The 21,559-nt window shown below is 38.7% G+C and carries 15 protein-coding genes; 4 read left to right on the top strand and 11 right to left on the bottom strand.

The features are described 5' to 3' along the window. Positions 1–26: 26 nt before the first annotated feature. From ATE34_RS00325 to ATE34_RS00270, 11 genes are all read right to left on the bottom strand, one after another. Positions 27–3,155 carry a VirD4-like conjugal transfer protein, CD1115 family gene (locus ATE34_RS00325; protein ID WP_084910574.1) on the bottom strand — a complete coding sequence of 1,043 codons (3,129 nt, stop codon included), beginning with the start codon at positions 3,153–3,155 and terminating at the stop codon, positions 27–29. Between the two features lie 4 nt (positions 3,156–3,159). Then, entirely contained in the window at positions 3,160–3,405 is a 246-nt protein-coding gene (locus ATE34_RS00320) for a hypothetical protein (protein WP_000113750.1), read from the bottom strand. Between the two features lie 159 nt (positions 3,406–3,564). Further along, on the bottom strand, positions 3,565–4,002 hold the full coding sequence (locus tag ATE34_RS00315; protein ID WP_084910572.1) for a single-stranded DNA-binding protein: 438 nt from the start codon (positions 4,000–4,002) through the stop codon (positions 3,565–3,567). Between the two features lie 76 nt (positions 4,003–4,078). Continuing rightward, positions 4,079–7,783, bottom strand: a complete 3,705-nt coding sequence (locus tag ATE34_RS00310; protein WP_084910570.1) for an SspB-related isopeptide-forming adhesin — start codon at positions 7,781–7,783, stop codon at positions 4,079–4,081. Positions 7,784–7,804: 21 nt separating this feature from the next. Further along, the gene (locus ATE34_RS00305; RefSeq protein ID WP_061409494.1) at positions 7,805–8,620 is read right to left on the bottom strand and encodes an LPXTG cell wall anchor domain-containing protein; all 816 of its coding nucleotides are present in this window, start codon (positions 8,618–8,620) and stop codon (positions 7,805–7,807) included. 16 nt (positions 8,621–8,636) lie between these two features. After that, positions 8,637–9,710 carry a hypothetical protein gene (locus ATE34_RS00300; protein ID WP_084910568.1) on the bottom strand — a complete coding sequence of 358 codons (1,074 nt, stop codon included), beginning with the start codon at positions 9,708–9,710 and terminating at the stop codon, positions 8,637–8,639. A 13-nt stretch (positions 9,711–9,723) separates the two neighbouring features. Next, a complete protein-coding gene (locus ATE34_RS00295; protein ID WP_061409490.1) occupies positions 9,724–10,062 on the bottom strand; it encodes a hypothetical protein in 339 nt (112 codons plus the stop codon). A gap of 92 nt (positions 10,063–10,154) precedes the next feature. Next, complete coding sequence (locus ATE34_RS00290) at positions 10,155–12,005, bottom strand: AAA family ATPase (RefSeq protein ID WP_084910566.1); 1,851 nt, start codon at positions 12,003–12,005, stop codon at positions 10,155–10,157. Positions 12,006–12,007: 2 nt separating this feature from the next. Beyond that, positions 12,008–13,753, bottom strand: a complete 1,746-nt coding sequence (locus ATE34_RS00285; protein ID WP_084910564.1) for a type IA DNA topoisomerase — start codon at positions 13,751–13,753, stop codon at positions 12,008–12,010. A 162-nt stretch (positions 13,754–13,915) separates the two neighbouring features. After that, positions 13,916–19,795 carry a PBECR4 domain-containing protein gene (locus ATE34_RS11195; protein WP_241500520.1) on the bottom strand — a complete coding sequence of 1,960 codons (5,880 nt, stop codon included), beginning with the start codon at positions 19,793–19,795 and terminating at the stop codon, positions 13,916–13,918. 11 nt (positions 19,796–19,806) lie between these two features. After that, positions 19,807–20,067, bottom strand: a complete 261-nt coding sequence (locus tag ATE34_RS00270) for a hypothetical protein (protein WP_000770569.1) — start codon at positions 20,065–20,067, stop codon at positions 19,807–19,809. A 195-nt stretch (positions 20,068–20,262) separates the two neighbouring features. Here ATE34_RS00270 and ATE34_RS00265 point away from each other — a divergent pair, with 195 nt between their 5' ends. The 4 genes from ATE34_RS00265 to ATE34_RS00250 are packed head-to-tail and all read left to right on the top strand — an operon-like array spanning position 20,263 to position 21,510. Continuing rightward, positions 20,263–20,556, top strand: a complete 294-nt coding sequence (locus ATE34_RS00265) for a hypothetical protein (RefSeq protein ID WP_084910563.1) — start codon at positions 20,263–20,265, stop codon at positions 20,554–20,556. Between the two features lie 41 nt (positions 20,557–20,597). Beyond that, complete coding sequence (locus ATE34_RS00260; RefSeq protein WP_042902900.1) at positions 20,598–20,870, top strand: hypothetical protein; 273 nt, start codon at positions 20,598–20,600, stop codon at positions 20,868–20,870. Positions 20,871–20,897: 27 nt separating this feature from the next. Next, the gene (locus ATE34_RS00255; protein WP_084910560.1) at positions 20,898–21,101 is read left to right on the top strand and encodes a hypothetical protein; all 204 of its coding nucleotides are present in this window, start codon (positions 20,898–20,900) and stop codon (positions 21,099–21,101) included. Beyond that, entirely contained in the window at positions 21,091–21,510 is a 420-nt protein-coding gene (locus ATE34_RS00250) for a hypothetical protein (RefSeq protein ID WP_084910558.1), read from the top strand. Before ATE34_RS00255 ends, ATE34_RS00250 begins: the two co-directional genes overlap by 11 nt. The last annotated feature ends 49 nt before the right edge of the window (positions 21,511–21,559 follow it).

Below are 21,559 nucleotides of genomic sequence, written 5' to 3'. Positions count from 1 at the left end.
GTTTATATAACTTATTGTACATCTTTTTAGATAACTTCATCCGCAAAGAAGTCGTCTCCGTCATCATAATAATCATAGTCACCGTGAATAACACTAGCTGCAGCTGCCTGGAATAATTCATCTGTGGAAGTGAAGGATTGGGATTGTACCTTTTGCCCTTTACTGTGACGGCCTGATAGTTTAGGAGTTTCGCCATTGTTGCTGAGGAGAGGCATGGTCAAACGTTGCCTCCAGTCTATGATGTTGTTGAAGGCTGTACCTGCATCAACTGCTATTTCTTGAAGCTCTAGCTCACGGTGTGCACTTTCGACTGGAATATCCGCAAGAGTCATCGATGTATCAAACTCCTCTTGTAAAAACATGTACTTGTAAGGGAAGCTGTTCTTATCATGTGCGAAGATTGGATCCGTTGTAACCTTACGTCCAACATTATCCCGTCCTTTAACCCCACGTAAGATAACCGCTTCTCCCTCCTGAAGTTTGGCCAATTGCGTTGGTGTCAACAACTCTTGTTTTGGATTCTCGACAGCTACATTTGGATTGGCTTCGTCCAGGATATTGCTGGAGCGCCGTCTTCTGGTGATGGTACGTGTACCCAGCTCTCCACTAAATCTCTTATTGGTATCTGGAGACGTCGTTTTGACGTAAACTTTCAATGAACAGTTATCCAGAATCGTTTGCGCAACATTTTCACCATAGACATTAACCAATTGTTCCAAGTTTTGAACCCAAAGATAATAGAGAATATTTTGCCCCAATCCGATAGAAATTTTCGTATCCATGTGAGGAATAGCTGGAATATTTGTAAACTCATCCAAGATATGGAGAATACGATTGATACATTTCCGCCCATTTGATAGGGCAAGATCATAGTTGGCATTGTACAACTGATCCAAGAACAAAGAAACAATCCCATTATACTCTGTTCGGTTTGGCGGTGTTACCAGGTAGATGACCTTGGGTTTATCTGAATAAATCAGTTCAATATCCGACTCCTGAAGAAGATTTTGGGTATCTTCTTTATTCTTTAAGACGGTGATATCGATATGATCTAAAATCGGTTTCTTGGTATACTCATCGAGTTCTAGATTATCTCCATCTTTTCGATAGACTTTCTCAGCTGAGAATTGGAAGACCCGATCCCGAACTGGAGACTTACCATTTTTCTTATGATTAAAATCAATCGTAACCGTAAACTGATCTGGAAGTTTAGGTTCGATGGCATAAGTCAGATAGCCTTCTCCATCAATAAGAGCTGTCGCTTGCTTCACATAGTCGACTTGCTTTTCAACTTTGCCCCATTTCTTCAAGCCTGTAATAGTTACTTTAGCAGTCTTATGCTTGAACTCATTTTTTAATTGACTGTTGGTGCTTGATCTAAACTTAACAGACAATCGACGTGGGAAGGCAAAAGACTCTAAATCAATCGAGTTTTTGGAAGTGAGCTTCGCTACGTTGTCTTGCAAGAACAGGTTGATTCCTGTCATCATGCTAGAGTAGACATTCCCTTTAGTCTCATCACCACCAAAGTCTGAAGCACGAAATTCGATATCCGCCATTTGTCTAAATTTTGAGAATTGTTTTTGATTGACCTGTCTCAAATTATCAAAATAGACTGTAATTTTTGACTTCTTCGACACTTGTTGTTCTCTGCTTGGATTTTCGACGATTTCTCCAGCACCATCCACAAAGACTTCTTCTGATCCCATTGTCGCCAAGAATTTCGCAACGTTAGGGATTGTAATGGTATCCCAGGCATCCTCTTCACCATTTTGAACGGTTTCATTAGCCCGATCCATCAAAGCCATTGTAAGGGCGTTAAACAAGGATATAGAAGACTTACGAAAATATTCCGCATTCCCCTTCTCACCACCTTTTTGTTTGGGAAAAATGGATTCTGCGACTGCGTTGACATAGGTTTGCGTTTTCTCATAGTAACCTTTCTTGGCGGCTGCAATAGCTAGAGCCAAAGGATTGTAGGACATAGACCAATCCATATTTTGGAAAGAAAGCACATCAACTTCATAGCCACGTTGCCTCATCATTTTGTAAGAGGCTTGGTAGTGTTCTCCTTTCGGGTCTCCCAGAACCAGCGATGGCTGCAACTCCGCACGACTGTTGATATCAATCGTTGTCGTGATCTGACCTTCCCCCTTACCTGAACGAGTCATCCCAATCCCTAACAAATTCGTCGGCTTATCTTCAATGTAATAATATCCCGAAGGAAAAGATTGCATGCCCAAAATGCGCTCCGCATTGGTCACGTATCGACTGATTGTCTTATTTTGCCATAACATTTGCGTTCGAAGTGTTTGCCCTGCCAAATCATGAGTCAGTTCATGAAATACTGGAGCCCCACCTTCACCTGGATAAGTTAAAGCTTTATTAGGAATCTTTTTGTATTGACGACGAATTTCATCAACTGTCACAAAACGGTCATCCCCCTCCTCATTATGGTTGTAGTCACGAAACTGCTCAAAGTTGATCCAAGCAGATTTCCAAGCAAGGAATAGACCCATCAGAAAGAGAGGAAAAGCTAAAATCGGGGCAATCCAAAAGACTTTTACATTCAATAAACTTTGAAACAAGAGGCTGTTTAAGTCAAAGTTTACGGCCTTACTAGCATCTTTAAACGACCAAATACTAAAATAGAGAAAGCGGATTGTAGATCTCAAAACGGTAACCAGGTAATTGGTTAAGATAAAAGCAATAAAGCTAAAACCTAATCCCATATAAACGAAGCTGCGGTAACTTTTAAAATAAAGAATGGGTTTCATTTCTTTATCAAAACGTTTCCGTTCTCGTTTAACAAAAGGGAGGGTATAGAATATCCTGAAGAAAACATTCCAAAGAATGAGAGAGACAAGCGCAAAGATTTTAGGTAAGAATGACGTCATTCCATTGAGCAGCCCTCTAACTGATTTGAACCATACTTGTTTCCAATCAATTCCTTTACGATTTTTCCAACCTCTTTTTATTGCTTGCCTTAGACTACTCTTTCCTGCTAATAACCTTTGATAGCTTCTTAAAAAATACGGCTGGAAGAGTTTGAATAGGTAATAACCTGCTACCCCTAGAAAAAGGAAGGTATTGAGCCAACTGGCTCGAATCAGTTGGATAAGGGTATAAAATACTACTTCAAATAACTCAAACAAACGACTACCCCCTTACACCTTCCAAGAACCATTCCATTTTTCGAGTATAGAAGCTCGAAAAGAGAAATATGTGAAACTGTAGCCTTGGAGAGGCTTTCTCATAACGGTTAAAGTAATTTTCTAACCATTTCTCCCCATCCAACTGAAGAACATTCAATCGACTAGATCGACTTTGTTCTAAGTAATTGGTCACCTGAAGAGATTCTGCAATCAATTCATCAGACAGATAATTGTATTTTTGTCTTGCCATTGTTGCACTCCTTTCTTATTATTTCTTAATTCCCCTCTATTCTAAGGGATAATATCAAATTCTTTGTTAAAGGGACAAAAGATATTGTTATATCATAAGTTATATAACTTTTTGTACAACAAAAAAGCACACAAGTGTTCTTGTATGCTTTCAATCCCTTTAGAATGGGGATTCTACATCCATTGGTTCAGGATAAGATGGAGGAATAGAACTTGGTATCGGCTGAGAAAAGCCCTGTTGTTCCTGCTTACGTCGGTTAGATGCTTCCTTATTTTCAAGGAAAGTAATTCCTCCTTGTTGATTTGGGGAAATAAACTGATACGTCCGACGTTGACCTTGTTCATCATTATAAGGACGTTGGATAATTTCTCCTTTTAAGAGGATTGGAGAGCCTTTAGATAGGCTCTGAGCCATCAATTCTGCTTGTTTTCCGTATACTTGCACATGGAAGAAACTAGAAATTGGTTTATTTGTATCATCAGTCATACTAGAATCACAAACAAACTCAAATTTGAAACTGGCATGACCATTTTTAGTTTGACCTACTGCATCACTTGGGATGAATGCAACACGTCCAGTAGCGATAAATACTTGCATTTTTTCTCCTTTCAATAAAGACCACAAGAGAGTCTTTATTCAACTTGTGGTCATCATTTCATTTTAGTTCGTCAATTTAGTTTTCTTTCGACTTACGAAGACCTACAAGACTCAACAATCCCAAAATCATTCCCACAACTGGAAGCATGCTTGCTGCTGTTCCTGTGTTTGGTAGTGACGGCTGAGGTTGTGGCTTGCCTGGTTCTTTAGGCTCTGGTTTTGGAGGTTCCGGCGTTGTTGTTGTAACTTTAGCCGTCATCTCTTGTAAATTGACTGTATTGATAAAGGTATTTTCAACCTTACCAGCCTTGATGCGTTCGACTTCTAGATAGAAGTCTGCATCGAACGTGCCTTTTACACCTAAAGAATTTAGGAAATCCTGGTTAATAACATACGACCATTTGCCTTCCTTTTCGTTCCATTTAACGGTCACAATTTTCTTAAGGAAGTTAGGATCCGTATCTTGGTTCACTTCAAACAAGAAGGCATAAGGTGTACCTTTGACGACCTTCTCACCAGCTTTGACTACTTTTCCATCCTTCAGGATGACGTCATGAGGAAGAACCAAGTCTTTCTCAGCTGTGTATTCCGTTCCCTTGAAAATCCCTGACCACTTACCTGTGAATCGATCATGAACCACATCCAACTGATCACTACCATCATATTGGAAGAGGCTGTCGTGTTTAGTAGGAACGGTTACACCGTCAAGTAGATAGCGGATGTATTGACCAATCTGTACTTCTTGGCCGTCCAAGACTTTTTTATTATCCTTTTGATCCAAGACGTGTTTCTCTGGATTCACATCAGGAACCGAGATAGTGACAAGGTTTGATTGATATCCATTGCCAAAGTCGATTTGTTTTAGATCGTTTTCGACTTTCTCCCCTGCTTTAACCAGGAGCTTAGCTGGGAGATCAATCGTCACCTTTTTATTTTGCTTCACATAGTTGTAATAAAAACTCTTAGAATCCTTCGCTACCCAAAGATAAAACTCACCTTTAGGATTCAAGTTCAATTCTTTCAGAATCTTATTGATTGCATCTGTACGCCCTTTGTCTGAAAGGACGTGATACATGTCAAACAAGTCTTTTACATCTTTACCTGCAGCAGTCATCTTGATCTTACTGTGGTCAACTGTGAAGGCTTTGTCTTGAACATCATCAAAGATTCCAAACTTCTTACCAATCGCTTGTTTTGAAGCAAGTGTTTTGGTATAAGGACTGTAGTCAGTCATCAAGCGGAAGGTCACGTTGCGATCAAATGTTGTAGCACCATTGATGTCCTTACCAGCACGATCTAGAACCGCTTTAACTGGTTTTGGGGCTGGTGGTGTGTAGTTTGTGACTGGATTAGAGTAAACCTCGTAGTTATTCACTAACACTTTATAAGTGTTGTCATAGAAGCCCTTATCATAGATTGGCTTCCAGGTAATCACAGGAGCTTCCAAGCGCTTCCCTTCGTAGGTTGCAGTAAAGGTGTAAGTATTCTTTCCTGCATCGTAAGCAACGCCCCATCCAGCTTTCTCTGCAGCTGCTTTCGTCACAGCCACATCAGGAACTGCTCCAGCTTCGAGTGGATCAATGATGGTAATCTTGTCCCCTTTTTTCAGGTTCGCATAGATATTGTCATGGGTCAATGTGTAGAGCTGCGTAGCGTTTTTAGCAACTGTTTGACCGTTTGTATTGGTCTTGTCTGTATCTGCTACAGATTTGCTGACAACTGGCTTATATTGTAACTTGTAGCCGTGATAACTTGCTGATAATTTCTGATTTTTCGTCTCAGAAATAGTTTTAAGCTCTAAAGTTGGTTTTGCTGGATTTTTCGCATTGACCAGGTTAGCACTGATTGAATCAGGTTTGACAGGTTTCACAGTTGTTTTTGTGATAGTTGCAGTAGCTGGAACTTCAACGACTGGCGTTACAACCTTTGTATTCAAAGCGAACCAATAGGTTTGGCCATTTGGACTTTCTGGTCCATCCCATTGAATAAATTCGGTTGTGAAGGCTGTCCCTTCCTTAAAGACACCAAGTGCAGCGCCCTTGTATTGGTAAGGTGAATCAGATGTATCCCAAAGATGCCCCACATCTTCCTGACGGTTATAGTCTTCTGCATAGACATAGCCATAATCTTTGTTTTCTGTAACAGTGGAGCCATTAATTTCAACATGAGTTCCGTTAATGGCTTTCGCACCTTCCCAACCAATACGATTGTGATTGAGTGAAGAATAGGTTAGTGTAGCAGGAGTTTTTTCACTTGCTTGGAAGGCTACTTCTTTCCCATCCACATTGTAGTAGTAGGTATCCGTAACCAAGAAATTCATGTAGTCTGCAGCTCCACCAGCTCCATCGTTACGAGCGACTACAAAGCCCTCAGTCGGATCATTCAATACATATACATCGTTTAACCCTGTCTTCCCTTGATTAAGAATCTCGAATTTTCGATGGATACGAGAAATATCATGCTTTTTACCATCTGCAGTTGAAACAGTCAAACCTTTCAGATTTGTGTAGTCAACCTCCGTTTTCCATCCAGTGCCAACATCCTTGTATTTCAAGACTTTAGTCGAGTCAAGAACACGAGTATAGCCTGATGTTCCATTTGATGAAGCAATGTAATCTTTAGTAGTTACCTGCGCTCCTGAAGCAGAGGACTCCACTGTTGCCTCAGGATTTGCGGTCGCAACGCTGAGGGCTTGCAAGACCACTTCTTTGGTATATCCCTCCGTGCTTGTCTTAGCTCGAAGCTCATCGTACTTCTTCTGCCAGTCTGCTTGGGCTTTCTTAGCTTGATCATAAGACGCTTGGTTTTGTTTCCCAATTTGCTTCGCTTCATCAGCTGAAGAAACTTCCTGTGTTTTAGAAGTTAAAAGTACACCAGAGTTTTTCAGTTCAGTTGATTTGCGATCAGCATCTTGATTGACTTCTTGACTAGCAGTTTGGCTTTCTGAGTAGGCATCAAGAAGAGCCTTGTTGAGCACAACTTTTCTTTTTGCGGCCGCAATAGCCTGGTCATTTGCTTTCTTCAATGCTTCTACTTCTGCGACTGAAGAAACTGTACGTGTCACTGCATCAACCGTTACGCCCTGTTTCTTCAAGTCTGTAGTAGCGGCTTCTACAGCCTGATTCAAAATTGTAGCTTGTTTGACAGTAGCTTCGTACTTCCCTTTTTCTTCCAGGTAGGTTGAGACAGCTTGTTGGTTCTCTGACAAGACCTGTTTAGCTGTTTGAGTAGCTTTCTTGTTTTGGTCTGCTGTCCCATCTGTGGCAGTCGAACCGTCATTCGTCACTGTGACAGTTGTTGCCCCTTCATGCTTGGCTTTTTCATCAGCTACAAATTGATTGTTAGCGTGAATAGCTTCCTGTGCTTCCTTGAAAGCTTCGTTGTTTTGAACTTGTTTTGTAGTTGTGGCTTCAAGTTCCTGAACTTGTTTATCCTGATCTTGTTTAATCTCAGACTTAGACTGTTCAAGTTTTGGAGCAGTGGTATCTGTCCCCTTATCAATGCTTGGTGTTTCAGATACAACTACTCCAGCTTTTTTAGCCTTGTCAGCTGCCTTTGTCACTGCTCCATTATCAATCGCTACAGACTGGCTTCCTGTTGTTTTACCAGCCTGTGTAGCGTATGCGTTGTTGTCGTTTTTGCTTTCAGGCTGTACTGCTTCATCCGCAAATGCTGAACCTGCAGAGAAGGCTACAAAACCTGCGATTGCAATACATGATGCTAAACCTTTAGCCCATTTTTTCTTACGGAAATATCCGTGTCCTTTTGTTTTTTCTGTCATATTTCTTTCTCCTTCACTTAATTAAAATAATTTCTTCTTGTAGAAGTAGCCAACCGCAGTAAACAACATGCCACCGATTACAGCTAGGAAACTTTGTTTTGTTCCTGTGTTTGGCAAAGTTACCATTTTACCATCCGCAGTCGAAACACTGATAGTCTTGTCTTCATTTGTAACAGCTCCAAGTGCTTCAGGAGCAACTACAGAACCATCTTCAAGGACAAGATTTCCGTTTTGAGTGCTGACAATGGAATCACCTGTGCTGGTTTGAACAGGTGCTTTTGTCACATCATGGACGACTTGTCCTGTTGAGCTTGAAGTGGTTCCAATTTGTGACTTCCCTTGTTGGTTCGCTTGATCAGTAGTTTTTGGCTGTTCATCTGGAACACCATCGAGGCTTCCTGCATTATCCTTGTCTTGCGCCTTATCTGAAGGTGCTGGTTTATCAGCTGGCACTCCGTCAAGACTTCCTGCGTTGTCTTTGTCTTGTGGTTTATCTGATGGTGTCGGAACACCATCGAGACTACCTGCATTATCCTTGTCTTGCGCCTTATCTGAAGGTGCTGGTTTATCAGCTGGCACTCCGTCAAGGCTTCCTGCGTTATCCTTGTCTGATGGAGCTGTTGGATCAACTGGAGTAACTGAAGGCTCTGTTGACTTATTTGCTGGAGCCTCTGTTTCTGTTGAAGCACTTGGCGCTGTTGGCGTAACCACTTCCGTTGTTGGAGCAGAGGAATCAATTGGCGCAAGTTCGTCTGCCGATGCAAATCCGCCAGCTTGTAAAAGTACGAGTGTTGATAGCGCGAGTGTAGCTAATACTTGGTTTTTGTTCTTGTTCATTTTGATTTTTCCTTTTCTAATTTTTAAGATAATTTGATTCCTTTGGTTCTGTTTCTACAACAAATCCATATTTTGAAGAATCAGAAGCTTTTATATCAAAAGTTAATCTAACGCTAGATGATTTATCCCCTCTTTTGACAGACAGGATATAGGAAACCGTATATTTTTGAGTTTCTGAATCATAATTCAATTTCTCTAAAATAACGGACTGTAAAATACCTTCTTTTGGTTTGGTAAATTTTGCATCACCTTCAGAAAGAAAATCTACTAGGTTTTCTTTTTTGCCCGAGTAATAAGAAGGTAAGAAATAACGGCTAAATACATCAACTTCATTTTTCGTTGAAATGATAAGTTGAGTATTTTTTTGTTCCTGATATAAGAAATTTACTTTTTCTGACTGGTTTGATAGTTGAGCGAAAGTAAAAAATATGCAAATGATATTTATTACTGACAACACTCCAAAAACACCTAAAAATAGATAAAATTTCTTCAGAGAAGTTGACCGCTTTTGAGATACGGGAGCCGCAACATCTGTTTGATCCCTTGCATTTGGAACAGGCGGCAAGCGATTTGGTTGTGAAACAGCCTCTGTCTCACCTTCAGCTGGAAAAAGCGGAAGAGAAGAATCGGATAATCCCAAACTTTGTTTATATACAGGATAAATCTGGTTCTCAAAATACTCCCTTTTTTCTTGATAGCTGTAATTCCCAAATTCAGAGCGAGTAAGTATCGATTGAATGAGGGGAAGCAAGAGGTTTTCATAGTCTTCAGTAATAAGGAACGGACTAGCATAAACCTCCCCTTCTGTCACCACGCTTTTTCCTTCCAGATGGGCAATTGCTACTTTTTTCAGCTGAAACTGACCATACGCCTGTTTTAACTCTTTAAATAACAATTCGGCTTGTTGAAATGTTAGGTAGGGCAAACTTTTTGCAATCGGCTGAGAAAAATCAGAAAGATGATCCAATCCCTCGAGGATATCAAACAACTCACTATCATCCTCTGGACCTCTTCCATCTTCCCAGGTGATTTCTAGAAATAAGTCATCTGTAATCGTACAGCGACCTTTATTAAAGAGCGCAAAAGCCATATATCACCACCCCTTAATTTTTCACAAAATCAAAAATCCATTCAATGATACTTGGACCTGCAGAAACACCAATAATTGCAATTGCAATTGAAATCCAATTTTTTTTCATTGAGGCTTTTAACTCTCGTCCACCAAATGCATAAATGAGCGAAGTGACAACGGCAGCTAGACCAAATAGCGCAACACTGACTAACTGAACTTTTGTAATTCCTTGTTTCGCCAAGTTATCCGACTTAGCAAATGGATCGTCCGCATAGGCTGTAGATCCTGTTAGAAACAGGGAAAGGCTCAATAAAAACATCTGTGATTTTGTTTTTACTTGCTGAAGTTGTCTTGTCAAATAATTTTTCATAGAAATCCTCCTTTGTTTTTTTGACAACGTTAGTATAATAGATAATTGAAAAAAATTTTTTAAAGGGACAATCATTTTTTTTAAGGTGAATTTTAAGAAAATAATGCTTCACCAAATGACGTCTTTTCAGTTTCAACATCGAATAATATTTTTCTTTTATCTTCACGGTGATTCTCATCTGGTGCATCACCTTCTACCCAAAGATGAAAATGATACTCTTGATTGTGATCAGATAAGTTCAAAAACTCTTTAGAAATTAAAGGGAGAACTTTATGTTTAATCACTCTTTCCAGTGGCCGTGCCCCATCCTTTATATTGGTTCCTACATCCAATAAATAAGTAACCAAACTTTCTTCATAAGAGAGAGTCAACTGTTGATTCTTCATTCTTTCTTGAATTTCTGATAGTTGTTTGACAATAATTTCCTTATTCACTTCCTCGTCTAACATGTTAAAAATCAATTTATATTCAATTCGATTGAGAAATTCTGGTCGAAATTTAGTCTCTAACTCCAACGTCATGCTCTTTTCAAACTGTACTTTATCCCTATCTGTTAGTTTTTTAAAATTTCCTTTCAATTCATACTGATTAATAATTTTTTGCGAACCAATATTCGTAGTAATAATGACAATCGTATTCTTAAAACTTACTTGCCTTCCAGTTGAATCAGTCAAGCGCCCTGCATCAAGCACCTGCAAAAATAAATCTACAACTTCTGAGTGTGCTTTCTCCACCTCATCGATCAAAATAACGCTATAAGGTTTTTGTTTAACTTTCTCAGTCAATTGTCCTTTCGTTCTAGTTTGGCGATCGCCAATCAGCTTTGTGATATCTCCCTTTTGTTTATACTCAGACATATCAAAGCGAATGATTGCCTCTTCATCATCAAATATTCCCTCTGCTAGTGCCAAGGCAAGCTCTGTTTTTCCAACCCCAGAAGTTCCTAGAAACATAAAGGAGGATAGAGGCTTTCTTTGATCCTGTAAACCAGCTTGTGCAACAGTTATAGAATCCACAACAGCATCTACAGCCTCATCTTGGCCTTTAACACGTCGTGACAGCTTTTCTTTTAAACCATCTAGTCTTTCCTTGTTACCTTTCAAAATCGTCGTGACAGGAATACCTGTTTTATTTTTCAGCACCTCTGCAATTTCTTGCTTCCTGACATCGCCTAATCCATTTGTAGAACAAATTGTTGCTGCTTCATCTATTAAGTCAAAGGCTTTATCAGGTAAAAATTGATCAGGTATGTAGCGGACAGATAGAAGTACAGCTTGTTTTACAGCATCAGAACTAATAGACACCTGGTGAAAATTTTCGTAAATAGTTTTAGCTTGCTCAAGAATTTCAATCGCTTGAGTAGTTGTTGGTTCAGAAACCCTAATTGGCTGCATCCTTCGCTCAAGCGCTCGGTCCGTTTCAATATATTCATGAAATTCATCTAAAGTAGTTGCGCCAATCAATTGCATCTCACCACGTGACAAAACTGGTTTAATAATATTTCCAGCATCCAAAGCGCCCTTATCTGAACCACCAGCACCAACAATAGTATGAAATTCATCAATAAAGAGAAGATTCTCTCCTTTGGTTTCTACCATCTCCTCAATAATTTTTTTAAACTTAACAATAAATCCTCCATCCTCATCTGACATTAAACTAGATAGTTCCAGAGAGCGCACGGTCAAGTTTTTTAATTTGGGAGATACCTGGTTTCTTAAAATGGCTAAAGCAAATCCTTCAACAATAGCTGTTTTTCCAACTCCAGCTTCTCCTACCAAAATGGGATTATTCTTAGTTCGTCTGAGAAGAGTGGTCTGAACAGCTTCTACTTCTTTATCACGTCCGTACACCTGATAATCTTCCGCTTTTTTTGAAACTTTTTCTGTCAAATTATCTGTATAACGATCTAAATAGGGTGTTTTTTTCTTTTCTTCAGTAGTCACACTTAATCACCTCTTTCTTTTACTTCCTTGATTTGAAGAGTGAGCTTATCTTTTATCGCATCCACAAATTCTCGTGGATTGATTGTCCCTTCTCCAATCTGAGATAGAAACATTTCCCAGCCTCCTGTTGTCTCTGGATCAGAGAACTCATTGTCATAGAGATAATTGATCAGTAGATAGGCCTTGTTGGTAGGAGTTAGTTGGCCTGTTTTTTTATCTTTGACAACATAGCCCTTGCTCTGAATTTTTTTAATGATTTCTCCTCTAGTGGCTTGTGTTCCTAAGCCATATTTAGGAAATATTTGGCCAATCAATTGGCTTTCAGTTAGTCTTTTAGGTGGTTTTGTTTCACCCCCTACAATCTGGACTTGTGTCTCAATTCTATCTCCTACTTGATAATCAGGAACTTCAACAGAACCTCGTACCTTTCGAGAACTCCATTCAGCCCATCCTAATTTATGAAGCGTTCTACCCTTTGTTTTAAAAACAAGACCATTATTTTCTACTTCAATTGTTTTGGTTGAATAATAACAATCATCCGCAAACATCAAGATTGCCTGCTTCACAACTGCTTCATAAATCAATCGTTGGTCAGTTTTTAAATTTGAAAGGTTTGGAATTCTTTCAGTCGGAATCAAGGCTGAGTGGCTCGTACCAGACACTTTTTCATCATTGACATAATCTTCTCTAGGCTCCAAAAACGCTGGCTCAAAATGACAATTAATAGCTTTTTGATAGGCAGATAGATTTTCTTTTAAATCGTCAAACTCAAATTGATTGATGTATTCTGAATCTGGTCGTGGATAGGAGAGAAATCCTTCCAAATACAGTCCCTCAACAATGCTCTCTGTTTTATCTGAGTCAAATTTCCAGGTACTTGCTGCAAAACTTTGTAATGCAGACAAGGTAAATAGTTGTGGAGCGGATTTCTGTTGATTTTCTACCTCAACTGAAGAAATAACAGAAGTGGTTGATAACTCCCTTGAAGAGGCTAAAATAGCCTCACTATCTTTAGTTTTATCTTTGGTAGTAAAGAATACCCCATTTTTCTTATCCTCCAGCTGAAGCTTCCAATATTTTTCTGGAGTAAAGTTGCGAATCTCTAAATCATTCTCACAAACTAGTCTGACCGCTGGTGTTTGCACTCGGCCAACCGATAGACTGCTACCTTTTGTTCGAGGGAGTTGTCCTCTTGCTTGAAGATCAAGTGTTGCAAGAGGTGATAAGTTCATTCCTACCAACCAATCACTTTGTGCACGTGCTTCAGCTTCCAAATAGTAATTATAGGTCTCTGAAGGTTCCTTCAATTCCTGAAAAGCTTTTTGAAGAGCTTTCTTTGTCATGGAGCTTCCCCAAAGACGTTTCCAAATTTTCTCCTTCCCTCCTGGTATATGCGATAAAATAGAATACGCAATTCGCTCTCCTTCTCTATCAGCATCCGTCCCAATAATCACTTGATCCGCTGCTACCACTTCATCATAGATTCTCTTAAATTTTTCTCTCGAATCCTTGTCCTCTTTCAGATGTTGCTTAAATGAAACATTTGTTAGGGGTAATTTATCAAGTGACCAGTTGTCTGGTTCACTGTATTCAAATAGGTGCCCTTCAGCAGCCACCACATGTACTTCAGCTGGAAAATAGAGTGACTGCCTAATGACATAGACACCTTTCTTTTTACTAAATTGTCCCAAAGCTGTAGCATAAGCTTCTGCCTGTTTCTCTTTTTCAGCCAGAATAACTATAACCATATCATTCTCCTTCTACTTCATTTTCTGTCATTGTAAGCTATAATTAAAAAATCTTTTGTAAAGGGACATCGACAAAGAATAGAGTGAGTTGATATCAAAAAAAAGCACAAAAAGTTATATAACTTTATATACAAAAAAAGAGGCTCTTAAAGAGCACTCTTTCTAGACTTTAAGCCCCTTCTTTGGGCTTTGGATAAAATTTTGATTTTGTACCACCTGTCTGTTTAACTGGTAAGGCTTTGTATGTTGTTCAACACTTTTTACAATCTTAGATACTGTTCCATGAATCCGTTTCATAGATTGCGCTAGTTGTTGATCGTCAAGAGAGGTCAAATTATCAGTCCAAATTGCCATATAGCGAATGGCTTTCTCAGAGGTATCTAACCCAAAATGCTTAGAAACGAGATAACTTGTCATCTCAGCTTCAAGTTCTCTACGATCTTTTGAGACATCCTCCTTATACGAGTTAGCAAATTTAGGATTATGTAGACTAGCATGCGCCAACTCGTGAATGGTGGTTGCAATGACTTCTCCAGGAGTATTATCTGGATTCAAAAGTATCTTTTGTTCATCTGGATAAAAAGATCCTTTCGCACTTCTCAACTCTTTTGCATCATCTTGATAGATGGTTACACCGATACTATTTGCATAATCGGAAAGTCCTTCAAGCACCTCTTTCGTACGAACATGATCCAAATTAAAATCATAGTGACGATTTGGCATCGCTTTTGGATAAAATTCAGGCTTCAAGGTTGTTTGGGATAACTCAAATACTTTATACGTAGCGAATTTAGCTAAGCCTGTATTTGAATCTCTTTCCTGGAAGAAGCGAGATTTCAATTTCCCTTCCTTCTTTAAAGCTTTTTCTTCAGGTGTCGCTTCAGAAAGTCTTTTATATTTTGGATTACCTTTTCCATTTTTTACCTGGTTCCCATTTTCATCCAATACAGGAATCATTTCAACCATCATAGGTCTAAACAAGGTAATATGTGATTTTTCTCCTGTCTTAACCGAAAGATTGTTATGAACAACTTCTCTTGTTCGACCTGTTTTTTTATTGATATAGGTATTTCTAGTTTCAAATACCTGATCTGAAGTAATCCCAAGAACTTCCCCCATCGATTGCCATTGATTATAGGTTGCGACTGCATTCGCTCCTGGCCACTGTTCCTGAATCAACGCTACATTTCTAGGTGACAGCTCTGGAAACTTACTCATAAAATTCAGATACTCTTCTAACCGTTCTGGTGTTTCTGTGTACTCTCTCACTTTTTGAAAAGCAACCTCACTCAATTCATGCGGTGTTAAACTAGCATAATCAATACTACTTGAATTTACTTCAGGAGTCTCCAAATCCGAAATAGGTTCCTCTTTCAGAATCTCCTCTACACGCTGAAGCAAATTAGTTTTAGTTTCTTGCTTAGAAGATTGAAAAGCTACCGTTTTTCTAGTGTCAGGAGTTTGACCTTCTCCTTCTTCTATCAATCGAGACGATTCATTTGCTTCCTGGGAAATTTCCTTATTCACCACTCTATTTTCCAGCTGAGAAAGAATTTCTTCATCCATCGATGCTAGTTCAGATTGACCATTGAGTCGACGATATCCTAACCCTAGCATTTGTGAAATTGGTGTAGTCTCATCTCCAATATCATAACGAATTCCCTCCTTAATCACTTCACCACCTGGAGCATAGACATCAAACTTAATTTTGGTAGGAGGGATATAGTCTTCAGTATTGCCTGCAGTTACTTGTTTCATTCCTTCTTGATGAATTGGATAAAAGTCCTGATTGGCCTTATATAGCTCCCTAGCGAAATCTTGATAAGATATCAGCTCGGTCTCTTTAAATGGCAATTTCGGCCCACCTGGGCGATTCTCAGACCATTGGAGACGTACATGGTAGTTTTCCTTATAGATATGATCTTGTTGCCATTCTTTATAAAAATCTGAATTTGTATTTAGAAGATGATCTTCTCCAGCTGCTGTGACAATCTGATCAAATTCATCATTGTATTTCTTCGCATAGTCAAGATATTGATTCCAGGCTTGATGAAATTCGTCTGGCGTTTTTGAGATATCACTAGGCACACCTAAATTATAGACAGTATCTAAGACTTGAGTAAAGGTAGCTGAATCAAGTGAGGTTTTATTCAGTGTATTCTCTGGAGCTGGTGGTTCAGGTTCTTCAGAAACCTCCTCATACTGTTTATTTTTTAAGACAGATAACATTTCCTCGCCACCATCTTTAACATATTCCTCATTAATTGACAGTTGCTCAATGTGACCATCTCTTTCTCTATAGACACCGAGAATTGTGCCAGTATCTATATCTTCCAGTTGCTTACTTAAATCACCCTTCACTCTCATTAAAGATGCAGGGACATGAGTAAATTCCTTTTCTTTGAATAATAATAACAAATCAGTATCTTCTGGTCTAATTGCTTTTGAAAGATCCAGATTATTAAATTTCTTTACAGATGAAAGATCGTTAAACACAAAGGAGTCTGACTCTATCACCTCAGGTAATAAGTTCAAAACTTTTAGTTTATCCGACATTCCCTGCGCAAATTTTAAATCTTTGAAATGCCCTTTTCCAGCTGCAACATCTTCAACAAATGACTCAGACAAATGTTCTACCCACTCATTATATACAGGTGTTACTCCAGTTAAGTGCATCCAATTTTTCTTGTCAAATTTAACATTTAGAATTTGGAATTGCTTTTCTTCTGGATTCTTATAAACATAATGGATACTTGTCCCTGACATTTCTTTTAGATACCATTGAGCCGAGTCTCTCATTGCGTTTGCGTATAAATTTAACGTCCGCATGTTTTTTCTGAATATTTTATTTGACATTCGATCCTCATCGATGGTAAAATGAAGATGAACATTGGCAGGAAAATCAGGTTGAGAATTTTTCTCAACGGGCTGCGGTGCTGTCCCTGGAGTTTCCACTCCTAAAAAACTGGAATTGCGATTCAATAGTTCGCCCCCAGTGTTATTAGAAAGCTCTTGATTTTGATCATGAGCTTTTTTTGTAATCTCGTTTAAAAACTCTTCATCTTCTTTCAATCCACTATTGAAAGTCCAGTAATCTAGTTCAAAATAATTCGACTTTTTCAAGAAGTTCTCTAAGTCGTCAAAAACGTAGTTTTCTCGCAGTAACGCTTTATTTTCATCAAAAAGAGACTCCCAATCTTTAACAACAATGTATTTTAAACTATCATAACCCATTTGAGTAGCTAGAAACTCCGTTTTACCTGGTTCTGAATGGTATTTAAAAACAATATTATCTTCTTTCTGGCTAAGTGAACCATATTGGCGATAGCCAAACTGACCATCCTCAAATAAATAGAATTCAAGCTCACCGTCGCTTTGATAAACACGCCAATAATCGCTGTATAGCTCATCTTGTTTTAGAACAATCACTGGTCTAACTGGCTCCACTTCTTCTGAATCCTCCATTATCTTAATAGGATGAGTCTCAAGACGTGACATCAAGTTATCCAATAATTCACGGTTTAAAACCACTTCTCCCTCTTGTTCTTCCAGATAGTGGTACAGTGTATTTGGTGTTGTCACAAAACCATAGGTAAAGTCTCTTTTACCCGATTCAATCAATGGATACTCCAGCATTCGCTCAATCGATTGTGATAGATTATCAAGGGTTCTTTCATCATAATAGACGCCAAAACTGTTACTAGAAAGGCTTTCTATCTGCTTGTTAGTATTGTAGGCTGCTATTGCAAGTTCACCAATAAATCGGGTTGAAATATCTACTCCCAAAGTTCTCTGATGAGGTTTCAATGCTTGATACAAGGAATCTTGCTCAGGAGTCCCTTTTTTCTTGTATAAATCAGTCGTTTGATCATCAAGAGAGGTCAAAAGTGAATGAATAGGAGACAACACTTCCATTCGTTTAGCGTTGAGGTATTTAGTAGGATGGCTATTTCCTAACTTCGCAAAGACATCATATAGATAGAAATCTGGGGCAAATTCAATTGATAATTCTCCAGATTGAATCCGATTATTTAAACTCTTTGTTAATGCTTCGTTTTCCTGTTTTACCTCTTCATAGCTCATCAATCTCACAGCATTCTCCTCTGTATTGACAATAGATTCTTGATTTTCTGGAGTTTGTTTTTCTTCAACCATCTCATCTATACTAGTCGGATCAATGACGACTGTTTTTTTATTTTCTATCGAAAACGTGAGATTGTCCCAATTTTTTTCTAACCACCCTGCTTCGCCTTGATTTTTTTCAATAGGCTCTGGTTGTGGTGAGATTGTTTTTTCCTGATTCGAGGGCGTTAATCCTACATTTTCTTGCCCTTGTTTGGCAAGTAATTCATCCACCTTCAGTCTTTCCTCATCTGTTTTCGGATGATACTTAGTTTGTGAAGATAATTGAAACTCTCCTTCTTCAGTCAACTCCAGGGCAACTCTTCGTAACCCTTTTACAAAATACGTATTTGGTTGTTTTTGCCACTGGTTCACTAGCCCCTCATCAATTAAGGCTTGAGTTGCTGGTTGAATGCTCGTTTTACCCATTTGTTCAGATATGGCTTCAAGTCTAGTCAACTCTTCTTGATAGCGTTTGAGAGTAGCTTTGGTAAAGAACGACTCCCCACGTTTAGCTTTTTCTAACTCTTCACGGATTCTAGGTATATTTTGAACACTCATCTCCAGACCACTTCCCTGACGATTCAACCCCATTTCTTTCAAATGTTGTTGGTGCTCCAGGCGCTCTACTCGCTCTTCCTGTTGCCTAATCTCATCCATCTTTGAAAAGACTTGATCTTCTATTTGTTCTTGCTTACGTTTAAAGCTAGCACCTCCTCGCTTATCATTCATGGGTTGCCCATTTGTTAGCGCTTGGTGGGAATAAGCCCTTGAAATAGCCTCGTCTTGTTCACCCCTTAGTCGTTCCAATTTTCGACGTGCCTGGGCAAGACGACTGTTGTCAGGCTTTTCTTCCTGTTGATTCTTTAGAACATCATTCCAGTCCGTTTTATCTTGTCCTGGTTTTAGTTCTGGTAGATCTGAATTGATAACAGCTCCTTTTGCCTCCAATTCTTGAATGAATGTTCTACCTGCTTCATCATTATCTAAAGCTAGAGTAATCAAATCCGCATTTTTCCCATCTTCAAAAAAGTGATGATCAATAGCTACTTGAAGTCCGTCCGCTAATTGTTCAGGTGTCCATCTTAGCTGTTTTCCTGATATTTCAGCTTGAATTTGAGATAGATGACGGCCTATAGTTGATTCTTTCAAACCATCCATAGAAACTAATCTGACGTCCTGAAGACTATCTTTGTGCAATTCATAGTAGGACATTAAATCAATTGGACTCTCAGTAAAAATCAATCGTTTTGGACTGCCAATATCAACATGAATACCAGTCATAGGATCGGAGTTTTTCATAATCACTTTAGCATATCCATGTTTTGGCCACTTCTCCCAATTCTCCTGGATTCCTTGTAAAGAGGCTCCAACAACTTCACCTGAAGAAGAAAGGGACTTGAATACAATAACTGGTTCAATCGCATTTGTTGAATTTCCGCCATTACCTTCCACAAAGTAGTCAAGTTTGGCATTAGCTTGGGCTAAAACACCCTGTTCCAAAAAATAATCTATCGTTTCGTCTGATAGCCCACGTTGATTCCGTAGATAATCTCTTCCAGCTGAAAACGGCTGCTCATATTTTTCAAGATAGTATTTAAAATCTTCTTGAGCTCTTTCAACCATTTGAAACTCTTTAAAATTTCCATCATTTAAAAAATCTACAGATTGGTTAAAATCCACTTCCTTTATCGTTTCAACTAAAGAAATCGCATCTCCTCCTGTATTTCTGGAGAACCATTTCCATAAATTCTTATCAGGCGATATAACTAGGCTATCATGTTCTTTCCATCGATAGTCTCGTCCAGATCGAACCAGCTCCATCTGGAGCTCGTTTGCAACATCCAAAATATCTCTAGAACGTGCAAATTCAACACGTTCTCTACGAGTTTTCCCACGTCTTGATTCTTGTTCTGTCATATAAAATCTCCTTAAAATCCTTCATACTGTGGTTTATACGGCTCTTTCTCTGCTTGTAGAAACGTTTCTGGATCTAAGTGAACCAATTCCCCTACTGAAAAAGATTCAAATAGCTCAGAATTTTCCTTAAAATCTAGAACCATTTCTAAATCAGAATTTCTTCCTTGACCCTCAAAATGCACTTGCTTGCTATCAGCATTCATTGCCGTAATTAACCATTCGGCTGAGAAATCAAAGTCTTCAACTGCGACATCTGGAAATAATAGCTTCATTTTTCTTCTCCTTTCTCTTTTTATCTTTCTATTCTATGCAATATCCAAGAAATTCCAGTTAAAGGGACAATACAATTCCATTTTTAAACAAAAAAAGCAATTATCTTCACTAAAACCCTTGACGTTCGTCAAGTATTTTGATATAATATAATCAAGATAAAGAAAGGGAGAACAAAGTTCTCACGGTAAAACAAAATGATGCGTTATTATATCGAAGACGCGGATAAACCGCTTTTAGAATTAGAAGTTGTAGGGACAGAAGGGAGGGATTGGCCTGAAGGTTTCAGAGAACCGACACTTCTGGAAAAATATGAGTTAGTAGAGAACTCAAATTTTTGGGATGACTTTGACCGCAGTTTTTATGAGGGCATCCTCGAAGAACTAGACATCGAATTTGATTTCACTGATGGAGATGCGAATTGGGATGCCACTTGGGATGAGGTCACTAAAGCTATCGAAGATTTAAAGAAAGCACAAGAAAGCAAATAAAAAAAGAAAGAGAGAGCAAAAAACTCTTATGGTAAAACAAAATGGCAACTTACAAAGAACATAAAGAAGCGTTGAGAAAACAAAAAGAACAAGCGCAAGCTATCCGCAACGAAGTATTTTCGGATAAAGCAGAAAAACTAGCAACAGACCTTGTGAGAATTTCAACCGGAGATGTTTATAAAATCATCCAAAAATTTGGTCGCAAGTATGAAGAAAGCACAATCATTAAAATTGAACCAGAAAATGTTCAACATCATATTGATGAAGCTAAAAAAGTTAGAGAACTTGCCGAAATTATGGCAAGCGTAAAATAAAAATATAAATAGAAAGAGGTAATAAAAATGACTGAAGAACAATTAAAAGAAGCTCTTGTTGACCTCTACGAAGAGTTCAAAGAAGAAACAACTTTTGAAGAATTTGCTGACCGTCTGGACTTTTGGGTTGATAAAGATGATAGAATTTTAATAGAGGCCCGTGGAATGAAACCAGTCGAAGGGGTTAAAGAAGTAGGTCACGTAGATAACGGGGTGATATATGCGTATTAACACATCACAAGTTGAGGCGGTCTTGATGAACAAGGCTGTCTCAGCCTATCGTTTGAGCAAAGAAATAGATATCCAAGAGAGTTCTATTTCTCTCTTGAGAAATGGCAAGAAAGACTTTAATAAGTTAAGTCTTGAGGTCGCTATGAGGGTTCAAGCATGGATAGATGCTGGTAACTATCGTTTTAGCTATGATTACAGCGATCTGATCCAGGAACTAGAAAATGACATGCTAGAGGGATCAACAGACGAATATCTCTATATCGTGAGAGGAGACTATATTGAATTGCTAGAAAAATGTCCTATCATTGACTACTACTATACTGCTGAAGAGATTGAGCAGGGAGATCTTGCAGAAAAAGTCTTGACTAGCTCAGTGCTTGCTGAAATGAAAGCAGATAATGAATTGTAAAAAAGCCGTGAAAAAATCACGGCTTTTTTTTGGCTCCAAACACATCCCT

Origin of the sequence: Streptococcus oralis subsp. tigurinus (assembly GCF_002093545.1) — a bacterium.
GTDB classification, from domain to species: Bacteria; Bacillota; Bacilli; order Lactobacillales; family Streptococcaceae; genus Streptococcus; species Streptococcus oralis_C.
The sequence above is the reverse complement of the archived record's forward strand: the minus strand, read 5'-3'. Positions and strand labels throughout refer to the sequence as shown.